8 protein-coding genes and 1 pseudogene are annotated in these 13,774 nt (G+C 34.6%); 1 reads left to right on the plus strand and 8 read right to left on the minus strand.

What is annotated here, in order from left to right; all coding sequences use genetic code 11:
* Nucleotides 1-114: 114 nt before the first annotated feature.
* The 8 genes and pseudogenes from BMW37_RS04950 to BMW37_RS04985 all read right to left on the minus strand — a co-directional run bounded on the left by BMW37_RS04950 (nucleotide 115) and on the right by BMW37_RS04985 (nucleotide 12,419).
* The gene (locus BMW37_RS04950) at nucleotides 115-1,992 is read right to left on the minus strand and encodes a SurA N-terminal domain-containing protein (RefSeq protein ID WP_093318268.1); all 1,878 of its coding nucleotides are present in this window, start codon (nucleotides 1,990-1,992) and stop codon (nucleotides 115-117) included.
* A gap of 124 nt (nucleotides 1,993-2,116) precedes the next feature.
* Complete coding sequence (locus BMW37_RS04955; protein WP_093318269.1) at nucleotides 2,117-2,392, minus strand: HU family DNA-binding protein; 276 nt, start codon at nucleotides 2,390-2,392, stop codon at nucleotides 2,117-2,119.
* Nucleotides 2,393-2,645: 253 nt separating this feature from the next.
* Nucleotides 2,646-5,174 carry an endopeptidase La gene (lon, locus tag BMW37_RS04960; RefSeq protein WP_093318270.1) on the minus strand — a complete coding sequence of 843 codons (2,529 nt, stop codon included), beginning with the start codon at nucleotides 5,172-5,174 and terminating at the stop codon, nucleotides 2,646-2,648.
* Nucleotides 5,175-5,584: 410 nt separating this feature from the next.
* Nucleotides 5,585-6,844: pseudogene (gene clpX / locus BMW37_RS04965) on the minus strand (ATP-dependent protease ATP-binding subunit ClpX); the annotation flags it as partial.
* A 70-nt stretch (nucleotides 6,845-6,914) separates the two neighbouring features.
* Nucleotides 6,915-7,535 (minus strand): ATP-dependent Clp endopeptidase proteolytic subunit ClpP, encoded by a 621-nt coding sequence (gene clpP / locus BMW37_RS04970; RefSeq protein ID WP_093318272.1) that lies wholly within the window; start codon nucleotides 7,533-7,535, stop codon nucleotides 6,915-6,917.
* 282 nt (nucleotides 7,536-7,817) lie between these two features.
* A complete protein-coding gene (gene tig, locus BMW37_RS04975) occupies nucleotides 7,818-9,161 on the minus strand; it encodes a trigger factor (RefSeq protein ID WP_093318274.1) in 1,344 nt (447 codons plus the stop codon).
* Between the two features lie 292 nt (nucleotides 9,162-9,453).
* The gene (gene ettA / locus BMW37_RS04980; RefSeq protein WP_093318277.1) at nucleotides 9,454-11,121 is read right to left on the minus strand and encodes an energy-dependent translational throttle protein EttA; all 1,668 of its coding nucleotides are present in this window, start codon (nucleotides 11,119-11,121) and stop codon (nucleotides 9,454-9,456) included.
* 362 nt (nucleotides 11,122-11,483) lie between these two features.
* Nucleotides 11,484-12,419: a ketopantoate reductase family protein gene (locus tag BMW37_RS04985; protein ID WP_093318279.1), complete on the minus strand. Its 936-nt coding sequence runs from the start codon at nucleotides 12,417-12,419 to the stop codon at nucleotides 11,484-11,486.
* A gap of 451 nt (nucleotides 12,420-12,870) precedes the next feature.
* Here BMW37_RS04985 and BMW37_RS04990 point away from each other — a divergent pair, with 451 nt between their 5' ends.
* Nucleotides 12,871-13,470 (plus strand): hypothetical protein, encoded by a 600-nt coding sequence (locus tag BMW37_RS04990; RefSeq protein WP_093318281.1) that lies wholly within the window; start codon nucleotides 12,871-12,873, stop codon nucleotides 13,468-13,470.
* The last annotated feature ends 304 nt before the right edge of the window (nucleotides 13,471-13,774 follow it).

A 13,774-nucleotide genomic window follows, 5' to 3' on the forward strand; every position in this document is an offset into this window, starting at 1 on the left:
TTATTAATTTATAGATATAATATTAGATCAGATAAATACTATTTAATATTCAGTCACTCAATACTTAAAAAGCTGCAAAAGCAGCTTTTTAAGTTCATTAACCATTCTTAATGATTATTGTATAGAAGATGTATCAATTCCTAAATCACCAAACTCTATTTTTGCTTCTTTTCTCAAAGTAGCCATCAAGTTTGAATATAATTGCCTTACTTTAAGATTGTTTAATCTATTTTCAAAATCTTTATACTCAACGTCAGTAGGGGTAGGATATTCAATTGCATCAAGCGCAACAATAAATAAATCCCCCTGTTTATTAACTATTTGTGTATAAGTTGGTGTCCCTTCTTTTTCTGGCAAAGCGATTGCAAAAATTGATTTCAAAAACTCAATGTCCTGTCTATATTCAGCTTCTTCTGAGTTTGTGACTAATACTTGTGGGGCACTAAATTGAGTATTTAATGCTGCAAGCGCTTCGTTGTTTCCAGCTCTTAAGCCTTCTATTGCTTTATCAGCTAAAGCTTTCACTTCGTTTAATGCTTTTTCTTTTCTCAAATCTTGAGTGATGGTCTCTTTCACTTCATCTAATGTTTGGACGCGTTTTTCTCTATGATCTTCTACACGCAAAACAATAGCAGAGTCATCATTAATCGTAAGTAATTCTGAATTTTCTCTTGGTACACCTTGCGTTCCAATTAACTCTTCACTAAAAGCAGTCATCAATATTGGCTCAGAACTTAATGCTTCAGGCGCATTCGATCTATCAAAAAATTCTGTCATAGTCACTTTTAATCCTGATGCTTGAGCCACTTTATCGAGTGATGTTTTATCATCCGCTAAAATATCACCTACTGTTTTTAACATATCGTAAAAAATATCCGAAGAACGTTCTGTTTTCATCTGTGCAACTAATGCTTGATATTCAGGTGTATCTTTTTCCGGCATACCATCTTCAATTTCTAATAATTTCGCAATCACAAATTGATTATTGACTGAAATAATCTCTGACAGTTGTCCGACTTGATTTAAGTTTAATTTAGCAAGTTCAGATAATGAAGGTGGCAAATCAGAAGGACTCATCATACCTATTTCACCACCGGATGCTTTTGTTCCGACATCTAAAGATTTAGCTTTAGCTAACTCAGCAAAATCAGCCCCAGCTTTAAGTTCTGTTAAAATTTGTTCCGCTTCTGTTTTAGTTGCAACTTGAATAATGCCAAAATTTTTATCAGCGATAAATTCTTGGTAAAAAGCGATAACGGCTTCATCTGAATCTTCGACTCTATTTAAAAAATCGGTTCTATTAAGTTGTACATAACTCACTTTGACCGCTTCTGGTAAGGTAAATTTAGCAGTATTATCAGTGTAAAAAGTTTTAATTTCATCTTCACTAATTGTTTGTTTGTCTAAAAACTGACTTAGTTCGATTGGTGCTTTTCGGATTGTTCTTTTTTGAAGAAGTAACTTTGCATACTCATTGACTTCGCTTGGCAACGTAAATATAGAATCTGATATCTCTCTTGAAATCAAAGGCGTTAAATCTCTATTCCTAATATATTCTGCGAATTGATCCCCTGAGATCCCGCGATCAGTTAAAAAAGTTCTATATTTTTCTTGATCAAAATTACCATTTTCATCTAAAAAATCAGGATACTGGCTAATAGTTGATTTGACTTGTTCATTACTAATGGTTAGATCTAACGATTTAACATATTGAGTAATTAACAATTCATCAACAACCCCTTTTAAGATATCTGTCTTCATTTTATTAATCGCATCTTCGTCAGCATCATCTGCTAACATATAAGCACGACTTTGGAAAATTTGTTCAAATTGCTGAAGTGAAATTTCTTCAGAATTGACTTTTACGGCATAAGTTGGCGGCGAGCTTAAGTACACAAACCCTCCTGACAAAATAAATGAAAGGATAATCACTCCTATCAATATTTTGAACAAAAAATGTTGAGCCGCACCGCGGATTTTATCCATCATCATAATCAATTCACTCCATCAATTTAACCCTAATTACATCATGCAACTAGTATAAATGATCATCTCTAAAAAATGAAAAAAGCGCAAAAAATCATGCGCTCATAAAAAGTTAAAATCAACTTATAAATTACTTATTTACAGCTTCTTTTAATGTTTTACCTGCACGGAAACCAGGAACTTTGCTTGCAGCAATATCAATTTCAACACCTGTTTTAGGGTTTCTGCCTTTGCGAGCTGCTCTTTCACGAACATCAAAAGTACCAAAGCCAACTAATGTCACTGTGTCACCTTTTGCCAAAGCATCTGTAATTCCAGAAGTAATCGCTTCAACTGCACGTCCAGCTGCTGCTTTAGAAATTTCAGCTTTGCTTGCAATAATATCTATTAATTCAGACTTATTCATTATGACTTTCCTCGTTAAGTTTATAGTATAGATTTATCTCAAAGAAGGGACTACCTTCTACAGATGTGTTTCATTGTACTCGATCGCTATTTTACTCTGAATTGCTTAGAATTACATAGCTTTTCTTTGTTTAATCTTATAATTTGATGTGAAATTTTGCTTATTAACTAAATTTTCATCAATTTGTCATGAAAAATAGGTAGATTTACGGATAGAACCTAAGCACCTGCCGCAAATCATCCCATTATTTTAATTATTTTTCAACTGAAAATCCAAATGGTGGATTAACTAATGCTGTATTTAAGACTTCATCAATAGTACTTACCGGTTTAATCTCAATTTGAGATAAGATATTAGCTGGAATATCTTCTAGATCTTTAACATTATCTATCGGTATCAAAACTGTTTTAATTCCACCTCTATGGGCTGCTAATAATTTCTCTTTAAGTCCCCCAATAGGAAGTACTTGCCCTTGTAATGTAATTTCACCGGTCATAGCCACATCTTTCTTAACAGGATTACCTGTTAAAGAGGAGACAATTGTTGTACACATTGCAATGCCTGCGCTAGGGCCGTCTTTCGGTGTTGCGCCTTCTGGCACATGAACATGTATGTCTCTTTTTTCATAAAAATCAGCATCAATGCTTAACGCTTCGGATTTCCCACGCACCACAGTCATGGCAGCTTGGATGGACTCTTTCATCACATCGCCTAATGAGCCAGTATAAGTCAGTTTACCCTTACCCAGCATACTTGCAGCTTCTATGTTAAGTAAGTCCCCTCCGACTTCCGTCCATGCAAGACCGGTTACTTGTCCTACTCGATTATCTTTATCTGCACGTCCATAATCAAACCGTCTAACCCCTAAATATTCAGCCAGATTTTTAGCTTTGACCCTTATTTTTTTACCAGCTTCCAGTGTTAATAATGATTTAACCGCTTTACGACAAATTTTAGAGATTTCACGCTCAAGGTTTCTCACCCCTGCTTCTCTAGTATAGTAGCGGATAATGTCCAATATGGCACTTTCTTCAATTACTATTTCAGCTTTAGTCAACCCATTTCGTTCAATTTGCTTAGTAATTAAATGATGCTTAGCAATATTTAATTTTTCATCTTCTGTATACCCTGATAATCTGATCACTTCCATTCTATCGAGTAAAGGTGCTGGGATGTTCATTGAATTTGACGTCGCAACAAACATTACATCAGATAGATCATAATCCACATCCAAATAGTGATCATTAAACGCAATATTTTGTTCTGGATCTAACACCTCTAGCATGGCTGAAGCAGGATCACCTCGCATATCTGATGACATCTTATCTATTTCATCTAATAAGAATAAAGGATTATTTACTCTAACCTTAGCCATTTTCTGAATAAGTTTTCCTGGCATAGCACCAATATAGGTTCTTCTATGCCCTCTAATCTCAGCTTCATCTCTCACTCCGCCTAGAGCCATTCTCACATACTCACGACCAGTTGCTTTTGCAATTGACTGGCCAAGAGATGTTTTACCTACACCAGGTGGGCCGACAAGACATAATATTGGTCCTTTAAGCTGCTTAACTCGCATTTGAACAGCTAAATACTCTAAGATGCGTTCCTTTACTTTATCTAATCCATAATGATCTTTATTCAGCATGGTCTCAGCTTTAGCAATATCCGTTTTAATTTTACTTTTTTTAGTCCATGGCATTTGTATTAACCAATCTAAATAAGACCGTATCACTGTCGCTTCAGGTGACATAGAGGACATTGACTTCAGCTTATTTAATTCTACCATCGCCTTTTCCATGACTTTTTCAGGCATGTTAGCTTCAATAATTTTCTGATGTAATTTACCAAATTCATCATTTTCAGGATCGAGATCACCCAATTCCTTTTGAATCGCTTTTAATTGTTCATTTAAATAGTACTCTTTTTGATTCTTATCAATTTGCGATTTAACTTCTGTTCGGATTTTTTTCTCAACCTGAAGAATTTCAGCGTCAGTTGCCATCATATCTATTAGAAACTTAAACCGAACCTCAAGTGATTCCATCTCTAAAATAGCTTGCTTATCTTTGAGTTTCATTGGCATATGAGACGCTATCATATCGCAAAGCTGAGATAAATCAGACACATCCTTAATTGTATTATTTACTTCACTTGGTATGCGTTTATTTAGTTTAATATATCCCTCAAAATGGCTTTTTAAGGTTCGAATTAATATTTCATGCTCTCTCTCATTAAGCGCCAGAGCACTCATAAGCTGTACACTTGCCATTAAATATCCAGCATCAACAGACTCTTGTATTGCAAGTACTTTAGCCCTATCTATCCCTTCAACTAAGACCTTTACCGTGCCATCAGGAAGTTTTAGCATCTGTAAAATAGTCGCAACTGTGCCGACTTGATATAAATCTTTCGCCCCTGGGTTATCAGCAGCGGCGTCTTTTTGCGAAAGCAATAGGATTTGTTTATCCCCTCTCATCGCATCATCAAGACTTAGAATTGATTTTTCCCTTCCAACAAAAAGTGGAATGACCATTTGAGGATAGACAACTACATCTCGTAATGGTAATACTGGAATTACAATTTCATCATGTGCAGCTTCTACTATTTCAGAAGTCTTTTTCTTCCGAACTGTTACTTTCTTTTGCGTAATCGCTGACTCTTCAGAATATGTGTCTGATTGGGTATTGCTTTGAGTGGATTTTATCTTGGCTGTGACTTTTCTTTTAGGCTTTTTATCAACTTCAGCCTGTTTAATGTCATTGTTATTCTCTTTGCTCATTGAATTTATTACTCATTTAGTATATTCGTATGCTGTTGTTACATCCGAATATTTGTTGATAGGGTATAGCATTTAATTGCGTCAATATACTAGATATGGGGGCAAAAAATGAATATTCAACTTTAAAATAAAAAAACAATCTACTTGCTTAAACTATTTGTCATCAAAGATAAATAAAACAATTATTTTTTGTATGAATTTTAGGTATATAAAAATTGATTGAAAAGAGTATTGGTGAGCATTTTATCTCAATCATTAAGTGTCCTAACAATTAAATCTTGTTAGAACACTTAGATTGATGCTTAGACTAAAAATTAGTTACTTTTATTTGATTTGCTTTTTACAACTAGGTCATCACTCTGTGCATCTACTTTTTTACGGGTTGTTCTTTTTTTAACAGCAGCTGAAGTCTGCGTCTCATAAACCATGGTAGGCATAGCATTATCAGTAATGACCTTTTCATCAACATGGACTTTAGTCACGCCTTTTAATGAAGGCAATTCATACATAGTTTCAAGTAACGCTTTTTCCATCAAAGAACGTAATCCTCTAGCACCTGTTTTACGCTCAAGTGCTTTTTTAGCCATCGCGACTAATGCATCTTCGCTAAATTCGAGCTCAGCACCTTCTTGCATAAATAATGCTTGGTATTGCTTTGTAAGTGCATTTTTAGGCTCAGTCAAAATTTGAATTAACGCAGCTTCATCTAGCTCTCTTAGGATAGCAGTCACTGGTAATCTACCGATAAACTCAGGGATTAATCCAAACTTAATCAGATCTTCTGGCTCAGCTTTCATAAAAAGATCTGAGTCCGCTTGCTTATTTTTAGTTGAATTTACTGTTGCAGAAAACCCAATTCCAGTACCTGTATTAACACGCAATCCAACGATTTTTTCTAATCCAGCAAATGCACCACCGCAAATAAAGAGTATTTTAGAAGTATCAACTTGAATGAATTCTTGCTGCGGATGTTTACGACCACCTTGTGGCGGTACTGATGCTACTGTTCCTTCGATTAATTTTAATAATGCTTGCTGTACACCTTCGCCTGATACATCTCGGGTGATTGAAGGGTTATCAGATTTACGAGTAATTTTATCAATCTCATCAATATAAACAATTCCACGTTCAGCACGCGCAACATCATAATCACACTTTTGAAGCAATTTCTGAATGATATTTTCAACATCTTCACCAACATAGCCAGCTTCTGTTAACGTTGTCGCATCTGCCATTGTAAAAGGCACATCAAGCATTTTCGCTAATGTTTCTGCCAGCAATGTTTTACCACTGCCTGTTGGCCCTATTAGTAAAATATTGCTTTTGCCTAACTCAACAGTTGATTCTTCATCACGACTATTTTTAAGGCGTTTATAGTGGTTGTAAACTGCAACAGCAAGCACTTTTTTTGCTTGATCCTGTCCTATTACATAACTATCTAAATGCGCGCGTATTTCGTGCGGTGTTGGCAGTGGCTTTTGTGTTTCTTCTGCAACTGATTCTTGGATATCTTGACCAAGTATATCCATACACAAATCTACGCATTCATTACATATATAAACTGAAGGGCCAGCAATTAGCTTTCTAACTTCATTTTTACTTTTCCCACAAAAGGAACAAAACAACATTTTTGCCCCATTATCTTTTCCATCTTTTTTATCTTCTGACATGCTAAAAGCCTCTAAATATAGGTCTATTGTTTAACTGTACGGATACCTAATCTGGTATGTATCAATACATTTATTCTGGTCTTTTGGCAAGAACTGAATCTACCAACCCATAAGCAACAGCTTCATCTGCACTCATAAAATTATCTCTTTCAGTATCTTTTTCAATCTCTTCAATTGGCTTACCTGTGTGATGAGCCATTAATGAGTTCATTTTATGTTTTACTTTCATCATTTCTTGTGCATGTATTTGGATATCAGTTGCTTGGCCTTGATATCCACCAAGAGGTTGATGAATCATCACTCTGGCATTTGGTAAACAGTGACGTTTACCCGTTGCGCCGGCTGTTAATAAAAATGCTCCCATTGAACATGCCTGCCCCATACAAATGGTGCTAACATCTGGTTTGATAAATTGCATCGTATCATAGATAGACATCCCCGCAGTGATAACACCACCTGGAGAGTTAATATAAAGATAGATGTCTTTCTCAGAATTTTCAGCTTCTAAAAATAATAATTGGGCAACAATCAAATTTGCCATATGATCTTCAACCTGGCCAGTTAAGAAGATAATTCTCTCCTTAAGCAATCTAGAATAAATATCAAATGAACGCTCGCCACGCGCTGTTTGTTCGATGACCATAGGGACAAGAGCCATTTGTTCAGATAATGGGTTACGAAAAGATGACATAATTAATTCCTTAACTGTTAATAGTTTACGATCACAATCTATCCACTTAGAAGATAACTCATTAGAAATGAATGTTCAATGATTGAAGATAAAGTGGACAAATTAAATAGCAGTGGCAAGTAGTGTATATCGATTCAGTATAATTTTCTTCTTTTCTTTACATATTTAAATAGCAACCTGAAAACTCACTGTTAGATTGTCATATTTATGATATTCTCTAAAAATGAAAAAAGCCCGCTTTTAAATGCGGGCAGAAAAGTATCACTACTTAATCTTTAAAACTTACATCCCCATATTTGGATTTTGTTTTAATAATTCAGAAAATGAAGATGGAACTTCTGTAACTTGAGCTTTTGCCTCAATAGCATCAACTGCTTGCTGTTCAAGCGCTATATTACGAATTTCATTCATCAAATCTTTATTTTTTTGATAATGTTTTATCACATCAGCTGGATTCTCATAGGCTGATGCGATTTCAGTTACCATTGTATTGACTAAATTCTCATCTACTGTTAGTTCAAATTCTTTAATCGCTTCAGTTAACAAAATACCAATGCTTGCACGGCGCTTAGCTTGTTCAGTAAATAACGAATCCGGTAGGCTTGCAGGATCCATTTTCATATTACCAAATCTTTCCATTGCTTGTTTTCTAACACTGTCAATTTGTCTTTGTAAAACAGCCTTTGGAATCGAGAAACTATGATTTTCAAGTAAGCCATCAAAGATCTGTGTTTTCACATTATTTCTAATCACAGCTTTAAGTTCACGAGCCATATTTTTAGCTACTTCAACGCGTAAAGATTCAATAGTGCCATCTTTCACACCAAAACGTTTAATAAACTGTGCTGTTAACTCTGGCAATTCACGCTCTTCAACTTTTATCAGTGTTGTGTCAAACTTAGCTGCTTTACCTTTTAAGTTTTCAGCTTGGTAATCCTCAGGGAACGTCACATTGATTTCAAATTTATCACCTGCTTTTTTACCAACAATTTGCGATTCAAAGCCAGGAATCATGCGGTTTTCACCCATAAGTAAAATGAAACCTTCTGCTTTACCGCCTTCAAATTTTTCCCCATCCACTTCACCTACAAAATCAATTGTGACTCTAGAAGTGTCTGTTGCGGCTGCATCAATTTCTTTCCAAGTAGACTGCTGTTTACGTAAAGTATTTAACATATCGTCTACATCAGACTCAAGTACTTCAGCTACTTTCTTTTCTATTTTAATTGTATCTAAATTTTGAAGTTTAACTTCTGGGTAAACTTCAAATTCAACATCAAATTGCGCATCTTTATCTGATTCAAATTTTTGAACCATAAAAGAAGGATCGCCTGCTGGTAAAATGTTTTCTTTAGCAATATATTCTGCATAAGCCCTATACATTAACTTCCCAAATGTATCTTGCAATATAGAGGCACCATATTGTTGCTCAACAATATTTAAAGGTACTTTACCCTTACGAAATCCGTTAACACGTACTGTTTTAGAAGCTTTAATTAACTCAGCCTTCATCGCTGTTGCGATACTTTCAGCTGAAACCGCTAGGGATACACGGCGTAACAATTCATTTGTTTGATTTTCGCTTTCATTAGCAACTGCAGTAGTGTTTTCATCAGCAACTTGCATGATCTTTCCTCAAAAAGTTAATAATTAGTCAGTAAGTATAATAGAGCATTAACATCAATTACATAAAATTGAAAATGCATGAGTTAAAAACAACATCAGCATGCTTTTACAAGAAAAAAACAGCTCTTCGTTTTTAATATAATTAATCTAGGGGCAGAAGTATAGCGATTTAACATGAAATAGTCGAGAATCAATTTAAATCGCGCACTGTTTTTTTCCATGATTCAATTAAATTTCACTTATTCAGTAACTTTATCTGGCAAGTAACCTTGCCAGATAAGAAAAACTCACCTTATTTTGTTATTTTTTTGTATTTCATTCTTTTAGGCTCTAGTGCATCTGCACCAAGGGTACGTTTTTTATACTCTTCATATTCTGTAAAGTTTCCTTCAAAGAATTCAACCTTCCCTTCATCTTGATAATCGATGATATGGGTTGCTACTCTATCTAAAAACCAACGGTCATGTGATATAACCATCGCACAACCAGGAAATTCTAAAAGTGCATTTTCTAGCGCCCTAAGCGTTTCAACATCAAGATCATTAGTAGGTTCATCTAACAGGAGTAAATTCCCTCCAACTTGAAGTAATTTTGCTAGATGTAGACGGCCACGTTCACCACCTGAAAGTTCACCCACACGTTTTCCTTGATCAACACCTTTAAAATTAAAGCGTCCAACATAAGCACGACTTGGAATTTCAAAATTACCAATTTTCATGATATCAAGGCCGCCTGACACTTCTTCCCAGACTGTTTTTTTACCATCCATTTCATCTCTGAATTGATCTACAGAGGCAACAACAACAGTCTCTCCAAGTTCAATTGTTCCACTATCAGGTTTTTCTTGTGATGTGATCATCCTAAATAATGTTGATTTACCCGCACCATTTGGCCCAATGATACCAACAATCGCACCTTTTGGAACTGAAAATGAAAGATTATCAATCAGCACTTTATCTCCATACGATTTAGAGAGTTGATTAACCTCTAGCACTTTATCCCCCAAACGAGGTCCTGGTGGAATAAAGAGTTCACTAGTTTCATTTCTTTTTTGATACTCAATACTGTTAAGCTCTTCAAATCTTGCCAACCGTGCTTTACCTTTTGATTGACGGCCTTTAGCACCTTGCCTTACCCATTCAAGCTCTTTCTCAACAGATTTTCTATGAGCAGCTTCAGCAGAAGCCTCTTGAGAAAGTCGTTTTTCTTTTTGCTCTAACCAAGAAGAGTAGTTACCTTCCCATGGAATCCCCTCACCACGATCTAACTCTAAAATCCAGCCTGCTACATTATCTAGGAAATATCTATCATGCGTAATTGCAACAACGGTGCCTTCGAAATCATGAAGAAAGCGCTCTAACCAAGCAACCGATTCAGCATCTAAATGATTTGTTGGTTCATCTAATAAAAGCATATCTGGTTTTTCAAGCAACAAACGACACAATGCAACCCTTCGACGTTCTCCACCTGATAAATTTGCAATTTTAGCATCCCATGATGGTAATCTTAGTGCATCTGCCGCTCTTTCTAATTGAGCTTCTAGATTATGACCATCATACGCTTGAATAATGGATTCTAAACCTTCCTGTTCTTTAGCTAATTTATCAAAATCAGCATCTGGATCAGCATAAAGGGCGTAAACTTCATCCAGGCGCTTTATCGCATTGACTACTTCAGCTACCGCTTCTTCAACTGATTCTCTAACGGTGTGTTCTAAATTTAGTTTTGGCTCTTGTTCTAAATAACCAATTTTAAGGCCTGGTTGAGGGCGTGCTTCCCCTTCAAACTCTTTATCCACTCCAGCCATAATTCTCAGCAGTGTAGATTTACCAGCGCCATTAAGACCTAAAACCCCTATTTTAACGCCCGCAAAAAAACTTAATGATATATTCTTTAGTATGTGCTTTTTTGGGGGGACGACTTTACCTAATCGGTGCATCGTAAAAACGAATTGCGACATTGAAACCTCACTTGGAAAAGAAAAAACACAGACTCACCACAAAAATATACTTTTTATAGTCAGTTTGCCTGTGTCAGTTAAAAATTTTCACTAAGTCTAGCGTGTCAAAAAAAAATGTAAAGCAAATTAGCTATTATTGATTAATATAGAAAGTATTTTGGAGTTTAAGTATAAAATAAACAATAGATTTATTACATGCCAATTTGTTAACCATTAAAGTTCCACGATAAAAGGATAAATTAACCTATTTTTTTTAAATTTATCACCTTAACAGAACACACCTTAACTAAATGATAAATAAATAATTAATATAATAATAACACTAAGCTAATTTGAATATCATTAACACATCCCACACAAATTTATTCACTTATTGTTAAAACCTTTTGATTGACACACTGGTATAAAGCGTTATGTAAAGGCATGTTAATATTAAGTTGCTCCGCTACACGTAAAATATATCCTGTAATATAGTCAATTTCAGTCGGTCTTTCACCTACATAATCTTGATACATTGATGAGTAATTATTGGAAGTTTTTTCAATAACATCTAAAGCATTCTCAAATAGGTCAACTCGTTCATCACTAAAAAGTTCTCCTACCCTAGTCAGCTTTTCAAATAATAATGTTAACTCTAAAGCAAGCCCTTCTATCTCAGCTCGATAATTCAAAAGCTCACCATTTTTGCATTGGTATTTTACTGTCAAAGGGTTGATGAGTGCATTAATTGCTAATTTATGCCATTGTTGGCTTTTAATATTATCTGTCCATTTAACATGGGGAAGTGACTTATTAAGAGTTTTTAGTAAATTACTATCTAGAGGATGTGATGAATATTTTCCATTATTTATAACAGGTAATTGACCTATATGAGTTATGCCGCTTGCAGCGTGAATAACGGTTTTACCTTCGATATAAGCTGCTTGTGTTGTAATACCATAGTAGATTTGATGTTGGCGATCTGGAAATAGAGCACTAATTTTTTCACTTATTCCCATCCCATTATGCAAAACAATAATTGGAGTATTTTTTTTAATAAAAGGAAGGCTCTCTTGTAGTGCTGATACAATAGAAAATGCTTTTAAGGTCAGAAGAACAATTTCTGCTTTCTGTAATTCAACTAAATCATTTGCCTTACATGTTACTTCTGTTTGAATCTTACCTAAATCGCAAATAGTATAAGAAATCTGACTTGCATTCTTATCTTTTATCCAGGAATGGATAAAATGGTCTTTTAACGCGAAATAGTGCAACCATATTTTACCAAGCGCTCCTGCACCAATTACTGTAATTTCCAATTGACTCCACCTTTAGCTACATAATTAGCGAGTATTTAATTGCACTAAAATCATTTTATTCAAATAATCCAGCTATCAAAGAGTTATTTTGCAATCAACAAAATTTAGTGTGTAAAGTTGACAAGATATTATACAAATAAGTGCGCCTGTTCTATTTTGTAACATGCTGACTTTTATTAGTAATTCAAACAGATCAAAATACCTGAAGTTACCTTTAAAAACAAAATAATTTGCTTGCTTTAGGGAATAATAACTATTAAAAATATTGAATACAAATGATTTTAACTATTAAAATCACTCAAACTTGTAAATTAAATACAATGAACTAGCACTAATCGACACATATTGTTACAATGAGCGTTAGAATAGCTTACGAGCTTCAATAACTTTTACAATTCAACCTATTTAATATATTAATATTCAGCAAATAATTACATCCGAGGATAAATTTATGCATACTTATTTCAAAAACCAGAAAGGAATCATAGCTTGTTTTGCGATGCTATTTCTCTCTCAATTTGCATATAGTGCTCCGACAACGCTTGGATATTACCAAGCAGGTCCTAATGAATTTCTTCCGGATACTAGACCTGCATGGGTAGGTCAAGGTAATGAAATACTTCAGAATAGCCCATTTACTAATCCAGATATTTTTTGCAAACTCCAAGGTGATGGATTTAGAACTTTTTCTTTAGGCGAATTTCAAGGAAGTTATAGATATTGGAACCTTTTTGGGAACTCGACTGCTTATAACCCTCAACATTGGAGCAAGTATTATAATAATGACATTACACAACCCCGTCTTCCAAACATGGCAACATTAACAACAAGACAAGTGGGTGCTTTATTTAATGAATGGGGAGATTTAAATCAATATGGTAATGGGTGGGATAAACCGAATTACTGGGCAGTAGATACAACAACTGTACCGCAACGGCAAGCTTTAACAAATACAGGTACCGGGGTAGGTGGTTCAGGAAATACTGCTTATGGTGCTGTTTGTGTTTCTGACTTAATTCCAATCAAGGCCTTAAATAATACACCAACATAAATTCAATTATTTAATTCAAATTATACAAATATTGTAACCTATGCTTTACCACACAAAATTATTATTTGTATTTTCCATAAAAGGTGACCTATCAAACGGTCACCAAATTTTGGTATAAATTATCCAATTTTTCACTCACAATTCCTAACTTATATTTTCCTTTTTTGTTAGATTCAATTACTCATAATCTATGTTTCAAAATAGTAGGTTAAACTTAATTTGATATGAACACCTCTTATTTAGCATGCTTTTTTGATTCAAAATACTAGCTGATTTTGTTGTTCTAGTATAAGACTGTCACATT

The organism is Thorsellia anophelis DSM 18579 (assembly GCF_900111395.1).
GTDB classification, from domain to species: Bacteria; Pseudomonadota; Gammaproteobacteria; order Enterobacterales; family Thorselliaceae; genus Thorsellia; species Thorsellia anophelis.